Raw genomic sequence first — 15524 nt, forward strand, 5'->3', positions numbered from 1 at the left:
AACGACCCCAGGTTTCGGACCGCACCCTATGACCACCCAGCGAATCGGTTTTCTCATCTGGCCCAGCACCAAGCCCTTGACCCTGGCGCTGGCCGAGGAAGTGTTGCAGGTGGCCCAACGCGTGCATCCGGATGTGGTCTACGAATTAGCCTTTCTTCAGGCCGAGCCTGCTGTCGAAGGTGCCTGGCGCCTGCCGGGCGAGCCGTGGAATGGCCGCCTGGAGGGCTGTCAGAAGCTCTTGTTGCTGGCCGACGAGCCACCGCAGGCCGTCGGATCGGTGCTGTCGACCGCGCTCAAGCAGCTGGCGCGAAGTGGTTGCATGATCGGTGGCTTGTCTGCCGGTGTGTATCCGCTGGCCCAGCTTGGCCTGCTCGACGGGTATCGTGCGGCGGTGCACTGGCGCTGGCAGGACGATTTTGCCGAGCGCTTCCCCAAGGTCATCGCCACCAGCCACCTGTTCGACTGGGACCGTGACCGCCTGACCGCCTGTGGTGGCATGGCGGTGACTGACCTGTTGCTGGCCGTGCTGGCCCGTGATCATGGTGCGGAGCTGGCCGGGGCGGTGTCTGAAGAGCTGGTGGTCGAGCGTATCCGCGAGGGGGGCGAGCGTCAGCGTATTCCGTTGCAGAACCGCCTGGGCTCCAGCCACCCCAAGCTGACCCAGGCCGTATTGCTGATGGAAGCCAACATCGAAGAGCCGCTGACCACCGACGAGATCGCCCAGCATGTGTGCGTGTCGCGTCGGCAGTTGGAGCGCATCTTCAAGCAGTACCTGAACCGGGTGCCCAGCCAATATTACCTCGAGCTGCGGCTTAACAAGGCGCGGCAAATGCTGATGCAGACCAGCAAGTCGATCATCCAGATCGGCTTGTCGTGCGGGTTCTCCTCGGGGCCGCATTTTTCCAGTGCGTACCGCAATTTCTTTGGTGCGACGCCGCGCGAAGACCGCAATCAGCGGCGTAACAGCAGCCCGTTCGAGTTGAGTTCGGCGCCTGCCGAGAAGGGTTGACGCTTGTCTGACGGTGCAGGCCCCACGAATGGGTCGGTGCCGGCAGCATCCAATCCCGGTGTGAACACCCGTTCACCCAGCCACCCACTCCCGTTACACTGCGCGATTGCGACAGTGTTTGTCGCATTGCCGAAAGCCTGGGTAAAACAGGGTTTTGCGCTGTAACAAGTTGTCGCTTGGCCGCAAGGACAGGCGCCCATCAGTCCTTACAATCCCCCCATCGCTCGCCACTTCCAGGCCAGCGTTCCTCTTCAGGAGACTCAGATGTCCGTTGAGCAAGCCCCGGTGCAACGTGCCGATTTCGACCAGGTCATGGTCCCCAACTATTCGCCGGCGGCCTTCATTCCTGTGCGAGGCGAGGGTTCCCGAGTCTGGGACCAGTCGGGTCGCGAGCTGATCGACTTCGCTGGCGGTATCGCCGTCAACGCCCTGGGTCACTGCCATCCGGCCCTGGTCAAGGCGCTGACCGAGCAGGCCAACACCCTCTGGCACGTATCCAACGTCTTCACCAACGAGCCGGCGCTGCGCCTGGCCCACAAACTGGTGGACGCGACCTTTGCCGACCGAGCCTTCTTCTGCAACTCCGGTGCCGAAGCCAACGAGGCCGCCTTCAAGCTGGCCCGTCGCGTTGCCCATGACCGTTTCGGCCCTGAAAAGCACGAAATCATCGCCACCGTGAACAGCTTCCACGGCCGCACCCTGTTCACCGTCAGCGTTGGCGGCCAGCCAAAGTATTCCGACGGCTTCGGGCCGAAGATCACCGGCATCAGCCATGTGCCGTACAACGACCTGGAAGCGCTCAAGGCACAGATTTCCGACAAGACCTGCGCCGTGGTGATCGAGCCGATCCAGGGCGAGAGCGGTGTGGTCCCGGCCGACAAGGCTTACCTGGAAGGCGCACGCACGCTGTGCGATGAGCACAATGCACTGCTGATCTTCGACGAAGTGCAGACCGGCGTCGGCCGTACTGGTTCGCTATATGCCTATCAACACTACGGTGTGACCCCCGACATCCTGACCAGCGCCAAGAGCCTGGGCGGCGGTTTCCCGATCGGCGCCATGCTGACCACCACCGAGTTGGCCAAGCACCTGGCTGTCGGCACCCACGGCACCACTTATGGTGGCAACCCGCTGGGCTGCGCCGTTGCCTGCGCCGTGCTGGACGTGATCAACACCCCGCAAACCCTGGCCGGCATCAAGGCCAAGCATGAGCGCTTCAAGGCTCGTCTGGAGCAGATCGGGCAGAAGTACAGCCTGTTCACCCAGGTGCGTGGCGTTGGCCTGCTGATCGGTTGCGTGTTGACCGACGCCTGGCAGGGCAAGGCCAAGGACGTGCTCAACGCCGCCGAGAAAGAAGGGGTGATGGTGCTGCAAGCCGGCCCGGACGTGGTGCGTTTCGCGCCTAGCCTGGTGGTTGAAGATGCCGACATCGATGAAGGCCTGGACCGCTTCGAGCGCGCCGTGGCCACACTGACCCAGGGCTGATTCGCCTGCGGTCCTGTCGTCGGCCCTGAAGGGGCCGGCGATACCTGAATTCCAGCGCGGGCGCGTGCTTGCAGTGTCAATCGCGCGCCCGCCGTTTTTTCGTGCCGCCGTAAGCGGCCCGCTTTACCAAAGGAGTGACACCATGCTGGTGATGCGCCCCGCGCAAATGGCTGATCTGAACGAAGTGCAGCGCATGGCTGCCGACAGCCCCATTGGTGTCACCTCGCTGCCGGACGATTCTGCCCGTCTGGGCGACAAGATCGCCGCGTCGGAAACCTCCTTCGCCGCCGAGGTCAGCTTCAATGGCGAAGAAAGCTACTTCTTCGTGCTCGAAGACAGCGTCACCGGCAAGCTTGCCGGCTGTTCGGCCATCGTCGCCTCGGCCGGCTACTCCGAGCCGTTCTACAGTTTCCGTAACGAGACCTTCGTGCACGCCTCGCGCGAGCTGAAGATCCACAACAAGATCCATGTCCTGTCGCTGTGCCATGACTTGACCGGCAACAGCCTGCTGACCAGCTTCTACGTCTTGCCTGAACTGGTCGGCAGTGGCTGGGCCGAGCTCAACTCGCGTGGCCGCCTGCTGTTCATGGCCGCGCACCCGGAGCGCTTCGCCGACTCGGTGGTAACCGAGATCGTTGGCTACAGCGATGATCAGGGCGAATCGCCATTCTGGGATGCCATAGGCCGCAATTTCTTCGACCTCAACTACGCCGACGCCGAGCGCCTGTGCGGGTTGAAGAGCCGCACGTTCCTGGCCGAGCTGATGCCGCACTACCCGATCTATGTGCCGCTGCTGCCCGACGAAGCCCAGGAAGCCATGGGCCAGGTTCATCCGCGGGCGCAGATCACCTTCGACATCCTGATGCGTGAAGGTTTCGAGACCGAGCACTACATCGACATCTTCGACGGCGGGCCGACCTTGCATGCGCGGGCTTCGGGCATTCGCTCGATTGCCCAGAGCCGTGTGGTGCCGGTCAAGCTTGAAGATGCCCCGGTCAAGGGCGGGCGCCCGTACCTGGTATGCAACGGCCAGTTGCAGGACTACCGCGCAGTGTTGCTGGAGCTCGACTGGGTGCCCGGCAAACCGGTCAGCCTGGGGAGCGATGCGGCCGACGCCCTGGGCATTGGTGAGGGTGGCAGTGTGCGTCTGGTTGCCGTCTGAGGCGCGAGCTTGCGCACACAGTTCGAAACAGCAAGCTCGAAACGAAGCGTTTCGCGGTGGCAGAGGTCGCCGCTCAAGGAGATAGCATGATCGTTCGTCCCGTACGCAGCAGCGATTTACCCGCGCTGATCGAACTGGCTCGCAGCACCGGTACCACCGGGCTGACCACGCTGCCGGCCAACGAAGAACGCCTCGGGCATCGCGTGGGTTGGGCCGAGAAGAGCTTCCGTGGTGAAGCCGAACGTGGCGATACCGACTACCTGTTCGTGCTGGAGAATGACGAAGGCATGGTGGTGGGCATCAGCGCCATCGCCGGTGCCGTCGGCCTGCGTGAGCCCTGGTACAACTACCGGGTCGGCCTGACCGTCAGCGCCTCGCAGGAGCTGAACATCTACCGCGAAATCCCCACCCTGTTCCTGGCCAACGACCTGACCGGCAACTCCGAACTGTGCTCGCTGTTCCTGCGTAGCGACTACCGCTCTGGCCTCAACGGCCGCTTGCTGTCACGCGCACGCATGCTGTTCATCGCCGAATTCCCGGAGCTGTTCGGCAAGAAGATCATCGCCGAGATGCGCGGCATGTCCGACGAGCAGGGGCGTTCGCCGTTCTGGGAAAGCCTGGGCCGGCACTTCTTCAAGATGGAGTTCAGCCAGGCCGACTACCTGACCGGGGTGGGCAACAAGTCGTTCATCGCCGAGCTGATGCCCAAGTTCCCGCTGTACACCTGCTTCCTGTCCGAGGCGGCGCGCAATGTGATCGGCCGTGTGCACACCGACACCGAGCCTGCGCTGGCCATGCTCAAGCAAGAAGGGTTCAGCTACCAAGGCTATGTCGACATCTTCGACGCCGGCCCTGCCATCGAATGCGAGACCGCGAAAATTCGCGCCGTGCGCGAAAGCCAGACCCTGGTGCTGGCGGTCGGTACCCCCGGCGATGACGCGACGCCTTACATCATCCACAACCGCAAACGCGACGACTGCCGCATCACGGCCGCGCCCGCACGCCTGGCGGCAGGCACTCTGGTGGTCGACCCGCTGACCGCCAAGCGCCTGCGCATGGGGGCTGGCGACAACGTGCGTGCCGTGCCGCTGTCGGCTAGCCGGGAGGCCCAGTAAATGACCACGCATTACATCGCCGGCAACTGGCAGGCCGGCCAGGGCGCCGCCCTGCAATCGCTCAACCCGGTGAGCCAGGCCGTGGTCTGGGAAGGGCAGGGTGCCGATGCCAGCCAGGTTGATGCCGCCGTGCGGGCCGCTCGCCAGACCTTTCCGGCCTGGGCACAGCTGAGCCTGGAAGCGCGTATCGACGTGCTGGAAAAATTCGCCGAACAGCTGAAGCAGCATGCCGAGGCGCTGGCGCATTGCATCGGTGAAGAAACCGGCAAGCCGCTATGGGAGTCGGCGACCGAAGTCACCAGCATGGTCAACAAGGTGGCGATTTCGGTGCAGAGCTACCGCGAGCGGACCGGCGAAAAAAGCGGCCCGCTGGCCGATGCCACCGCCGTGTTGCGGCACAAGCCACATGGTGTGGTGGCGGTGTTCGGGCCTTACAACTTCCCGGGCCACTTGCCCAATGGGCATATCGTGCCGGCACTGCTGGCGGGCAACTGCGTGGTGTTCAAGCCCAGCGAGCTGACGCCCAAGGTTGCCGAGCTGACCGTCAACTGCTGGATCGCTGCCGGGCTGCCCGCCGGTGTGCTCAACCTGGTGCAGGGCGGGCGCGAAACCGGTGTGGCGCTGGCGGCCAACCCAGGGATCGACGGGCTGTTCTTCACCGGCTCCAGCCGCACCGGCAACCTGCTGCACCAGCAGTTCGCCGGGCGCCCGGACAAGATCCTTGCGCTGGAGATGGGCGGTAACAACCCGCTGGTGGTGGACGAGGTCAAGGACCTCGACGCTGCGGTGTACACCATCATCCAGTCGGCATTCATTTCCGCTGGCCAGCGCTGCACCTGCGCGCGTCGCCTGCTGGTGCCGCAAGGGGTCTGGGGCGATACGCTGATCGCGCGGCTGGTCGAGGTGTGCAGAAGCATCACGGTGGGCGCCTTCGATCAGCAGCCAGCGCCGTTCATGGGCTCCGTGATTTCGCTGCAGGCGGCCCAGGCGCTGATTGCAGCCCAGGCCGACCTGGTGGGCAAGGGCGCTGTGAAGTTGCTGGAGATGACCCAGCCGCAGGTCGACGCCGCACTGCTGACGCCTGGCATCCTCGATGTCAGCGCCGTTGCCGGGCGCCCTGACGAAGAGTTCTTCGGCCCGTTGCTGCAGGTGATTCGCTACACCGACTTCGATGCCGCCATCGATGAGGCCAACAACACCCAGTACGGCTTGGCCGCCGGGTTGCTCTCCGACTCCCGCGCGCGCTACCAGTATTTCTGGCTGCGCAGCCGGGCGGGCATCGTCAACTGGAACAAGCAGTTGACCGGTGCCGCCAGCAGCGCGCCGTTCGGTGGCGTCGGCAACAGCGGCAACCACCGCGCCAGTGCCTACTACGCAGCCGATTACTGCGCTTACCCCGTGGCCTCGCTGGAGACCGCCAGCCTCGCCTTGCCGGCAACCCTGACGCCGGGCGTCACCCTATAACAAACGGTCTCGGAGCCTAGCCGATGAAATCCTACGAAGTGAATTTTGATGGCCTGGTGGGGCCAACCCACAACTATGGCGGCTTGTCCTACGGCAATGTGGCTTCGCAGAGCAACAGCCAGCAGTCGTCCAACCCGCGCGAAGCCGCGCGCCAGGGCCTGGCAAAAATGAAAGCCCTGGCCGACATGGGCTTCAAGCAGGGCGTGCTGGCCCCGCAGGAACGGCCAGACGTGACCGCGCTGCGCCGCCTGGGCTTCTCTGGCAGCGATGCCGAGGTGATCCAGCGCGCAGCCAGAGAAGCCATGCCCTTGCTGGTCGCCAGTTGCTCGGCGTCGAGCATGTGGGTGGCCAATGCCGCCACGGTAAGCCCCAGTGCCGATACGGCCGATGGCCGCGTGCATTTCACGGCCGCCAACCTCAACTGCAAGTACCACCGCAGCATCGAGCACCCGACCACCAGCCGTGTGCTGGGTGCGATGTTCGCCGATGACAGGCACTTCGCTCACCACCCGGCGTTGCCGGCGGTGGCGCAGTTCGGCGACGAGGGGGCGGCCAACCACACACGCTTCTGCCGTCGCTACGGCGAAGCGGGCGTCGAATTCTTCGTCTACGGCCGCAGCGCGTTCGACAGCCGCTACCCCGCGCCGCAGAAGTACCCGGCGCGCCAGACCCTGGAAGCGTCCCAGGCCGTGGCCCGGCTGCATGGCCTGAGCGACGACGGCGTGGTCTACGCTCAACAGAACCCGGCCGTGATCGACCAGGGCGTGTTCCACAATGACGTGATTTCGGTGGGTAACGGCGAGGTGCTGTTCTACCACGAAGACGCCTTCCTCGAGACCGATGCGGTGCTTGGCCAGCTGCAAGCTAAACTGGCCAGTAAGGGTGGCAACTTCCAGGCCATCCGTGTGCCGCGTGCGGCAGTGGCGGTGGAGGACGCGGTGCGTTCCTACCTGTTCAACAGCCAGCTGCTCAGCCGTGATGACGGCTCCATGCTGTTGGTGGTGCCGGAGGAATGCCGTAGCAACGAGCGGGTCTGGGCTTATCTTGGCCAGTTGACCCAGCAGGGCGGCCCGGTCAGCGAGGTCAAGGTGTTCGACCTCAAGCAAAGCATGCAGAACGGCGGAGGCCCTGCTTGCCTGCGTCTTCGCGTAGCGTTGAAGGAATCGGAACTGGCGGCGGTCAATCCAGGCGTTATCATGACCGCGCCGCTGTACGACACGCTGCTGCAGTGGGTAGACAAGCATTACCGCGACCGCATGGGCGAAGCGGACCTTGCCGACCCACAATTGTTGGTCGAATGCCGTACGGCACTGGATGAGTTGACTCAGATTCTGCAATTGGGTTCGGTCTATCCGTTCCAACGCCAACCTTGAAGAGAGACTAAGTAATGACCGATGCCCTGCGCCTGATCCTCGAAGACGAAGACGGCACCCAGCTGGAAACTTCCTGCACCCGTTTTGCCGTTGTCTGGCAAGGCAAGGAAGTGTGGATTCAGCAGGACGGCCGCGGCCAGTTGCTGATTGGCGTGGACGTCGAGGAAGACGACACCGAGTACGCCAACCTGCTGCTGCGCCCGATGGCCACCAACCTGGTCAGCCTGCAGCTGGAAATGGAGCCGGCTGAAGTCGCTGACGGCGACGATCACGTCCATGGCCCCGACTGCGGCCACCAACACTAAGGAAGTGCCTATGCTCGCCCTCGGCAAATTGCTTGAGCTGACCTTGACCGATCACGAACCGGCCGAGAAGACCCAAGTTACACCCAAGGGCGTGCGTTTGCGCTGGCTGGGGGAGGGCGCACTCGAAGTGCGCCCGACCGAGGCTGAAGATTGCGGGCTCGACCTGCTGTTGTCGGCCGGCATACATGGCAACGAAACAGCGCCGATCGAATTGCTCGAACGGCTGCTGCATGGCGTGGCCAATGGCAAGATCAAACCACGCGCGCGGGTTTTGTTCCTGTTCGGCAACCCGGCGGCCATCCGCAAGGGCGAGCGCTTCATCGAGCAGGACATCAACCGCCTGTTCAATGGCCGTCACGAGCTTTCCAGTGGTTTCGAGGCGCTGCGCGCCGCGGAGCTTGAGCAGTTTGCCCGGGTGTTCTTCAGCAAACCCGAGCGCATGCGCTTGCATTACGACCTGCATACCGCCATCCGTGGCTCGAAGATCGAGCAGTTCGCCCTGTACCCCTACAAGGAGGGGCGCAAGCATTCCCGTCGAGAGCTGGCGCGCCTGGCAGCAGCTGGCATGGAGGCGGTGCTGCTGCAGAGCAAGTCGTCCATCACCTTCAGTGCATTCACCTATGAGCAGCTCGATGCCGAGGCGTTTACCCTGGAGCTGGGCAGGGCGCGGCCGTTCGGGCAGAACGAAGAGGTCAACCTGGACAAGCTGGAAGAGCGCCTGATCCAGATCATCGAAGGCACCGAACCCGAGGCGCAAGACTCGCTCGATGGCCTGAAACTGTTCAGCGTCGCCCGCGAGATCATCAAGCACAGCGAGGGCTTTCGCCTGCACTTGCCGGCGGATATCGAAAACTTCTCCGAGTTGAGCAAAGGTTACCTGTTGGCTGAAGACCTGGCCGAGATGCGCTGGGTAGTCGAAGAGGAGGGTGCGCGCATCATCTTCCCCAACCCCAAGGTCAGGAATGGCCTCAGGGCAGGGATTCTCATCGTGCCTGATGAAGGGCGTAGTCTGTCCTGAACCGGTCAGTCGGCTGACGTTGGGGCAGGGGCCAGCATGTCTGGTGCCAGTGCGTTATAGGCCTGCTGCAGGATTCTCGCCAACGTGGTCAGTCCGTCGAGGCCGCTAGCGTCATAGGGGTCGTAAAGCACAGTGGTGTAGCTGCCCGGCAGCAGATGTGAATACTTGGCAGGGATCACGCGTTGCAGGTCAAAACCCGGGCCCTGTTGCGGCGGCCCGGCATGGCGCTGCATGAGCACGATATCAGGCACGCTGGCGTACTGTTGGCGCGCTGTATCCAGAAGCCGCTTGAGTTCGGGGTAGCCCGGCAGAAGGGCCAGCTGTTCGAAGACGCGTGCCAGGAACTGTGGGGTGCCGTAGAGGTACAGGTTTTCGATGGCGGTAATTTCAAAATGCCTGTCCGGGTCGGCGCTGGCGTCAATGCGCAGAGGGCACGTGACGCCAGCGCCAATCGTTTCTGGCAGCGCTGTGCCCATGAACAGCAAATGAAGCCGCTGCTCAGGTGAGGCCTGCTGAATGATGAAAGACTCGCCTTCGACTTCCAGGGTGATATCGCTGCCCTGGCTCAATTTCACATTGGCGGTCCTCAACCAGACCAGAATCTCGTCCAGGTTACCGACGCTTTCCTCGTCATCGATGGCCTCGATGAGCCTGCGCTGAAAATGTACCAAGGGCGCCTTGTAGAGATCGAACAGCTCGTAATTGAAATACACCCGTGAGTCGCCGAGCCCTGAAGGCGATGGGTTGTCATAGTCGATGGCTTCATCCATTTCGCCGAAACCGGCGCCTTTGCTTCTGTCATTACCGTCCACGCGCTGCGCAGTTACTGCATTGGTAGTCATGTGCATGTGCTCTTGGGAAATGGCTGGCCAGACTAGGCATAAGCGCAGGACACAGGGCGCTACACAGATAGCGCTGAGTCATTCTCCAGTGTGCTATGCAGGTGCCGCTTGCCGGTCGGCGCGGCCAACCCGCCGCAAGTGAGAGCGTTGGTTTGGATCCGATTTCGAATGAAAACCTTTTAATTCACCGTCTATTCCATTTTCCCTTCCCTTCGGCCGTAATGGGCTTGCCAGTGGCGAAAGGCTGCAATTAGCATCCGGTCATGTCATTTTCGTTTGCAACCGCCTGAAAACCGTCTAATCGACGTTTTCCATCGCATAAACACACTGCACCGAGCTTGCAGGACCGATATAATGCGGCCCTTTGCCGTCGTTTCGTCGACGCGTTTGCCCACCAGGGCCGCCGTTTCCGTGGAAGAACCTATGAAAAGCGCAGAAATCCGTGAAGCCTTCCTTCGCTTCTTCGAGGAGCAGGGGCACACCCGAGTCGCCTCCAGCTCCCTGATTCCGGGCAATGACCCGACCCTGCTGTTTACCAACGCCGGCATGAACCAGTTCAAGGACTGCTTCCTCGGCCAGGAAAAACGCGCCTACACCCGCGCGGTCAGCAGCCAGAAGTGCGTACGCGCCGGCGGCAAGCACAACGACCTGGAAAACGTCGGCTACACCGCGCGCCACCATACGTTCTTCGAGATGCTGGGCAACTTCAGCTTTGGTGACTATTTCAAGCGTGACGCGATCACCTACGCCTGGACCTTCCTGACCTCGGACAAGTGGCTGAACCTGCCCAAGGAAAAGCTCTGGGTCACCGTGTACGCCACCGATGACGAAGCCTACGACATCTGGACCAAGGAAATCGGCGTGCCGGCCGAGCGCATGGTGCGCATCGGTGACAACAAAGGCGCCCCGTACGCGTCCGACAACTTCTGGACCATGGGCGATACCGGCCCGTGCGGCCCCTGCACCGAGATCTTCTACGACCACGGTGCCGACATCTGGGGCGGCCCACCCGGCTCCCCGGAAGAAGACGGCGACCGTTACATCGAGATCTGGAACAACGTCTTCATGCAGTTCAACCGCACCGCCGATGGCGTCTTGCACCCGCTGCCAGCCCCGTCGGTAGACACCGGCATGGGCCTGGAACGGGTCAGTGCGGTACTGCAGCATGTTCACTCGAACTACGAGATCGACCTGTTCCAGAACCTGCTGAGCGCGGCGGCCAAGGCCATCGGTTGCAGCAATGACAGCCAGGCGTCGCTGAAAGTGGTCGCCGACCATATCCGTTCTTGCGGCTTCCTGATTGCCGATGGCGTGCTGCCGTCCAACGAAGGCCGTGGCTACGTGCTGCGCCGCATCATCCGCCGCGCTTGCCGCCACGGTAACAAGCTGGGTGCCAAGGGCAGCTTCTTCTACCAGATCGTTGCCGCGCTGGTGGCTGAAATGGGCGAAGCCTTCCCTGAACTGAAAAGCCAGCAGACGCATATCGAACGCGTGCTCAAGGCTGAAGAAGAGCAGTTCGCCAAGACCCTGGAGCAAGGCCTGCGCATCCTCGAGCAGGACCTGGCGCAACTGCAGGGTGACGTGGTCCCGGGTGACGTGGTGTTCAAGCTGTACGACACCTACGGCTTCCCCATGGACCTGACCGCCGACATCGCCCGCGAGCGCGAGCTGACCATCGACGAAGCCGGTTTCGAGCGCGAAATGGACGCCCAGCGTGAGCGTGCCCGCTCTGCCAGCGCCTTCGGCATGGACTACAACAGCCTGGTCAAGGTCGACACCTCCACAGACTTCCTGGGCTATACCACCACCGAAGGCCAGGCCAAGGTCATCGCCCTGTACAAGGACGGCCAGGCCGTCGAGCAACTGGGCGAGGGCGAACAGGGTGTGGTGATCCTCGATCGCACGCCGTTCTACGCCGAGTCCGGTGGTCAGGTCGGTGACTGCGGTTACCTGCAGGCTGGCGCCGTGCGCTTCGACGTGCGCGACACCACCAAGACCGGCGGTGCCTTCCTGCACCACGGCGTGGTGGCCAGCGGTGCGCTGAGCGTGGGTGTCGAGGTCGAGGCCAAGGTCGATGCCGATGTGCAGCACGCCACTTCGCTGAACCACTCGGCCACCCACCTGCTTCACGAAGCGCTGCGCCAGGTGCTGGGCGATCACGTACAGCAGAAGGGCTCGCTGGTCGATAGCCAGCGCCTGCGTTTCGACTTCAGCCACTTCGAGGCGGTCAAGCCAGAGCAGATCAAGGCGCTGGAAGAGATCGTCAACCGTGAAGTGCGCCGCAACACTGAGGTGCTGACCGAGGTGACCGACATCGAAACCGCCAAGCGCAAAGGCGCCATGGCCCTGTTCGGCGAGAAGTACGGCGACACCGTGCGTGTGCTGAGCATGGGTGGCGATTTCTCGGTGGAGCTGTGCGGTGGTATCCATGCCAAGCGCACGGGCGATATCAGCCTGTTCAAGATCATCAGCGAAGGCGGCGTGGCCTCTGGCGTACGTCGTATCGAAGCGGTTACCGGCGCGGCTGCGCTGGCCTACCTGAACGCTGCCGAAGAGCAGGTCAAGGAAGCCGCGCAACTGGTCAAGGGTAATCGTGACAACCTGATCGACAAGCTGTCGGCTGTGCTCGAGCGCAACCGTCAGCTGGAGAAGCAGCTGGAACAGCTGCAGGCCAAAGCCGCCAGCGCCGCCGGGGATGATCTCTCCAATGCGGCCGTTGAGGTCAAGGGTGCCAAGGTACTTGCCGCTCGCCTGGATGGGCAGGATGGCAAGGCCCTGCTGGCCCTGGTCGATCAGCTGAAGAACAAGCTCGGCCACGCAGTGATCCTGCTGGGCAGCGAGCATGAGGGCAAGGTCGTGCTGGTGGCCGGCGTGACCAAAGACCTCTCCAGCCAACTCAAGGCTGGCGATCTGATGAAACAAGCCGCAGCAAAAGTGGGTGGCAAGGGCGGTGGCCGTCCGGACATGGCCCAGGGTGGCGGCGTCGACGTCGCTGCGCTGGACCAGGCCCTGGCGCTGGCCGTGCCGTTCGCAGAGCAGGGACTTTGAGATGAAGGGGCCGGCGGAGTCGCCGCCGGCCCCTTCATGTTGGATTGTTTTTTGGGGCCCTGTATGGGCTGAGGCACCATTGAAATGGCGTTGATCGTACAGAAATTTGGCGGCACCTCTGTCGGTTCCATCGAGCGGATCGAGCAGGTAGCCGAAAAGGTCAAGAAACACCGTGAGGCAGGCGACGACCTGGTGGTTGTGCTGTCGGCCATGAGCGGTGAAACCAATCGCCTGATCGATCTGGCCAAGCAGATCACCGATCAGCCGGTTCCACGTGAGCTGGATGTGATCGTGTCGACCGGTGAGCAGGTTACCATTGCCCTGCTGACCATGGCCTTGATCAAGCGTGGTGTGCCAGCGGTGTCCTACACCGGCAACCAGGTGCGTATTCTGACCGACAGCTCGCACAACAAGGCGCGCATCCTGCAGATCGACGACCAGAAGATTCGCAACGACCTCAAGGAAGGGCGCGTGGTCGTGGTTGCAGGCTTCCAGGGTGTCGACGAGCACGGCAGCATCACCACCCTCGGCCGTGGCGGCTCCGACACCACCGGCGTAGCCCTGGCGGCGGCGCTCAAGGCCGACGAATGCCAGATCTACACCGACGTCGATGGCGTCTACACCACTGACCCGCGCGTTGTGCCGCAGGCGCAGCGCCTGGAGAAGATCACCTTCGAAGAGATGCTGGAAATGGCCAGCCTCGGCTCCAAGGTGCTGCAGATCCGTTCGGTGGAGTTCGCCGGCAAGTACAACGTCCCGCTGCGCGTGCTGCACAGCTTCAAGGAGGGTCCAGGTACCCTCATTACCATTGATGAAGAGGAATCCATGGAACAGCCGATCATTTCCGGTATCGCCTTCAACCGTGATGAAGCCAAGCTGACCATTCGCGGCGTGCCGGATACCCCGGGCGTGGCCTTCAAGATCCTCGGCCCGATCAGTGCCTCGAACATCGAGGTCGACATGATCGTGCAGAACGTTGCGCACGATAACACCACCGACTTCACCTTCACCGTACACCGCAACGAGTACGAGAAGGCGCAAAGCGTGCTGGAAAATACCGCCCGCGAAATCGGTGCCCGTGAAGTGATCGGCGACATCAAGATCGCCAAGGTCTCGATCGTTGGCGTTGGCATGCGCTCCCACGCAGGCGTTGCCAGCCGCATGTTCGAAGCCCTGGCCAAGGAGAGTATCAATATCCAGATGATCTCCACCTCCGAGATCAAGGTGTCGGTAGTGATCGAAGAGAAGTACCTGGAGCTGGCCGTACGCGCGCTGCACACCGCGTTCGAGCTCGACGCTCCTGCCCGACAGGGCGAGTAAGGCGCTGCCTGGAAGGGCGCGGCTTGCCGCGCCCTTCGCGTTTCTGCTCGCCACGCAGGCGCTTGCCCTGCGTGGCGAACAACCAGGGCCTGGGTCGTCGTCCACGGCCAGGCCCTGATACCCAAGACTGTTACCCCTGAATGTTATGCGTAAGGAGAAAGCTATGTTGATTCTGACTCGTCGGTGCGCCGAGAGCCTGATCATTGGAGACGGCGAGATCACCGTGACGGTGCTTGGCGTCAAAGGCAACCAGGTGCGTATTGGCGTCAGCGCCCCTAAAGAAGTGGCCGTTCACCGCGAGGAAATCTACCTGCGGATCAAGAAGGAGAAGGATGAAGAGCCAAGCCTTTAATTTTTTTGAAGTTTTTTTCAAAAAAAGGGTTGCAAAGGTGAAAGAGGTTCTTTAATATTCGCCTCGTGTTGCGGTGAGGTGGCCGAGTGGCCGAAGGCGCTCCCCTGCTAAGGGAGTATACCTCATAAGGGTATCGGGGGTTCGAATCCCCCCTTCACCGCCATTATTCGCTTAGGACGCTGTAATCGGTAAGAACGCTAAGTCGTTGAAATTAAACGAAAAAAGTTCTTGCTAAAATGATTCGGCGGCCTATAATGCGCGGCAAGACACGGACTCATAGCTCAGCTGGATAGAGTACTCGGCTACGAACCGAGCGGTCGCAGGTTCGAATCCTGCTGAGTCCGCCACTTTTGAAGTGGCTTTGCTTACAAGGCTACTTCAAACAACCAGTGGTAATCTGGTCTAAAACTACCCATTGCGGACTCATAGCTCAGCTGGATAGAGTACTCGGCTACGAACCGAGCGGTCGCAGGTTCGAATCCTGCTGAGTCCGCCACTTTTTGAAGTGGCTCTGCTTGCAAGGCTACTTCAGTCAACCAGTGGTAACCTGGTCTAAAACTACCAATTGCGGACTCATAGCTCAGCTGGATAGAGTACTCGGCTACGAACCGAGCGGTCGCAGGTTCGAATCCTGCTGAGTCCGCCACACACAAACAAAAAGCCCGCTTATTCAAGCGGGCTTTTTGTTTTTCTGTTTCGCTGAATTGTCGGCGATGTCCAACTAAGCTTTTCTGTAATCGCTGGGGTACCGCCAGAAGCTGCGCGCCACCTGCCCAGAAAACAAATGTGCTTCCTGATCCAGTGCAGCCGTCGCACTGATAGCTTCGAGCGTTGTCCTAGCTTTATCTCGCAAACGATTGTTCTGGCCAAAAATTTAAGCGATCTGCCCGCCGAGGCAGTGTATGATTGCGCCCGTCAGCCCCGCCGGGGCTTGTGGAATACCACCATGGACTTACCCAGTAGTTACTCCTTAACAAGTTTCATACAGAAAGATCTGACCGATTGATTCCCCCGGCGTGCTCCGCTGCTGG

At 61.9% G+C, this 15524-nt stretch carries 12 protein-coding genes and 4 tRNA genes; 15 read left to right on the top strand and 1 reads right to left on the bottom strand.

The genetic code is table 11. The features are described from left to right. The first annotated feature begins 28 nt into the window (after positions 1-28). The 8 genes from argR (at position 29) to astE (ending at position 8931) form a co-directional block, all read left to right on the top strand. Positions 29-1009, top strand: a complete 981-nt coding sequence (gene argR, locus DJ563_RS01195) for a transcriptional regulator ArgR (protein ID WP_274098794.1) — start codon at positions 29-31, stop codon at positions 1007-1009. Between the two features lie 264 nt (positions 1010-1273). Further along, positions 1274-2494, top strand: coding sequence for an acetylornithine transaminase (locus tag DJ563_RS01200; protein WP_274098795.1), 1221 nt, complete (start codon positions 1274-1276; stop codon positions 2492-2494). 142 nt (positions 2495-2636) lie between these two features. Next, the gene (gene aruF / locus DJ563_RS01205; RefSeq protein ID WP_434518682.1) at positions 2637-3656 is read left to right on the top strand and encodes an arginine/ornithine succinyltransferase subunit alpha; all 1020 of its coding nucleotides are present in this window, start codon (positions 2637-2639) and stop codon (positions 3654-3656) included. Between the two features lie 86 nt (positions 3657-3742). Beyond that, positions 3743-4771, top strand: coding sequence for an arginine N-succinyltransferase (gene astA / locus DJ563_RS01210; protein ID WP_033699564.1), 1029 nt, complete (start codon positions 3743-3745; stop codon positions 4769-4771). Next, positions 4772-6235 carry a succinylglutamate-semialdehyde dehydrogenase gene (gene astD, locus DJ563_RS01215; protein ID WP_434518683.1) on the top strand — a complete coding sequence of 488 codons (1464 nt, stop codon included), beginning with the start codon at positions 4772-4774 and terminating at the stop codon, positions 6233-6235. Positions 6236-6258: 23 nt separating this feature from the next. Continuing rightward, the gene (gene astB, locus DJ563_RS01220; RefSeq protein WP_434518684.1) at positions 6259-7608 is read left to right on the top strand and encodes an N-succinylarginine dihydrolase; all 1350 of its coding nucleotides are present in this window, start codon (positions 6259-6261) and stop codon (positions 7606-7608) included. 14 nt (positions 7609-7622) lie between these two features. Further along, positions 7623-7913: a topoisomerase II gene (locus tag DJ563_RS01225; RefSeq protein WP_033699561.1), complete on the top strand. Its 291-nt coding sequence runs from the start codon at positions 7623-7625 to the stop codon at positions 7911-7913. Between the two features lie 10 nt (positions 7914-7923). Continuing rightward, positions 7924-8931, top strand: coding sequence for a succinylglutamate desuccinylase (astE, locus tag DJ563_RS01230; protein ID WP_274098798.1), 1008 nt, complete (start codon positions 7924-7926; stop codon positions 8929-8931). A gap of 5 nt (positions 8932-8936) precedes the next feature. Here the strand turns inward: astE and DJ563_RS01235 are convergent, their stop codons facing one another. Next, positions 8937-9773 (bottom strand): hypothetical protein, encoded by an 837-nt coding sequence (locus DJ563_RS01235; RefSeq protein ID WP_434518685.1) that lies wholly within the window; start codon positions 9771-9773, stop codon positions 8937-8939. Positions 9774-10196: 423 nt separating this feature from the next. On the opposite strand from DJ563_RS01235, the gene alaS reads away from it, so the two are divergent. The 7 genes from alaS to DJ563_RS01270 all read left to right on the top strand — a co-directional run bounded on the left by alaS (position 10197) and on the right by DJ563_RS01270 (position 15139). Beyond that, positions 10197-12821: an alanine--tRNA ligase gene (gene alaS, locus DJ563_RS01240; protein WP_434518686.1), complete on the top strand. Its 2625-nt coding sequence runs from the start codon at positions 10197-10199 to the stop codon at positions 12819-12821. Between the two features lie 84 nt (positions 12822-12905). Next, positions 12906-14141, top strand: a complete 1236-nt coding sequence (locus DJ563_RS01245; protein ID WP_033699557.1) for an aspartate kinase — start codon at positions 12906-12908, stop codon at positions 14139-14141. 163 nt (positions 14142-14304) lie between these two features. Continuing rightward, on the top strand, positions 14305-14493 hold the full coding sequence (gene csrA, locus DJ563_RS01250) for a carbon storage regulator CsrA (RefSeq protein ID WP_003254503.1): 189 nt from the start codon (positions 14305-14307) through the stop codon (positions 14491-14493). Between the two features lie 72 nt (positions 14494-14565). Next, positions 14566-14656: transfer RNA gene (locus DJ563_RS01255), tRNA-Ser, on the top strand. A 107-nt stretch (positions 14657-14763) separates the two neighbouring features. Beyond that, positions 14764-14840, top strand: a tRNA-Arg gene (locus tag DJ563_RS01260). A gap of 72 nt (positions 14841-14912) precedes the next feature. Further along, positions 14913-14989: transfer RNA gene (locus tag DJ563_RS01265), tRNA-Arg, on the top strand. A 73-nt stretch (positions 14990-15062) separates the two neighbouring features. After that, positions 15063-15139, top strand: a tRNA-Arg gene (locus DJ563_RS01270). Positions 15140-15524: the final 385 nt, after the last annotated feature.

It is taken from the genome of Pseudomonas sp. NFX1 (assembly GCF_051123555.1).
Taxonomy (GTDB): domain Bacteria; phylum Pseudomonadota; class Gammaproteobacteria; order Pseudomonadales; family Pseudomonadaceae; genus Aquipseudomonas; species Aquipseudomonas capeferrum.

What these genes read in the sequence shown, in the direction of transcription:
- astE (WP_274098798.1), top strand. Translation starts at nt 7,924, where the DNA reads ATGCTCGCCCTCGGCAAATTGCTTGAGCTGACCTTGACCGATCACGAA.
- aruF (WP_434518682.1), top strand. Translation starts at nt 2,637, where the DNA reads ATGCTGGTGATGCGCCCCGCGCAAATGGCTGATCTGAACGAAGTGCAG.
- DJ563_RS01225 (WP_033699561.1), top strand. Translation starts at nt 7,623, where the DNA reads ATGACCGATGCCCTGCGCCTGATCCTCGAAGACGAAGACGGCACCCAG.
- argR (WP_274098794.1), top strand. Translation starts at nt 29, where the DNA reads ATGACCACCCAGCGAATCGGTTTTCTCATCTGGCCCAGCACCAAGCCC.
- astA (WP_033699564.1), top strand. Translation starts at nt 3,743, where the DNA reads ATGATCGTTCGTCCCGTACGCAGCAGCGATTTACCCGCGCTGATCGAA.
- DJ563_RS01235 (WP_434518685.1), bottom strand. Translation starts at nt 9,773, where the DNA reads ATGACTACCAATGCAGTAACTGCGCAGCGCGTGGACGGTAATGACAGA.
- astD (WP_434518683.1), top strand. Translation starts at nt 4,772, where the DNA reads ATGACCACGCATTACATCGCCGGCAACTGGCAGGCCGGCCAGGGCGCC.
- csrA (WP_003254503.1), top strand. Translation starts at nt 14,305, where the DNA reads ATGTTGATTCTGACTCGTCGGTGCGCCGAGAGCCTGATCATTGGAGAC.
- alaS (WP_434518686.1), top strand. Translation starts at nt 10,197, where the DNA reads ATGAAAAGCGCAGAAATCCGTGAAGCCTTCCTTCGCTTCTTCGAGGAG.
- astB (WP_434518684.1), top strand. Translation starts at nt 6,259, where the DNA reads ATGAAATCCTACGAAGTGAATTTTGATGGCCTGGTGGGGCCAACCCAC.
- DJ563_RS01245 (WP_033699557.1), top strand. Translation starts at nt 12,906, where the DNA reads ATGGCGTTGATCGTACAGAAATTTGGCGGCACCTCTGTCGGTTCCATC.
- DJ563_RS01200 (WP_274098795.1), top strand. Translation starts at nt 1,274, where the DNA reads ATGTCCGTTGAGCAAGCCCCGGTGCAACGTGCCGATTTCGACCAGGTC.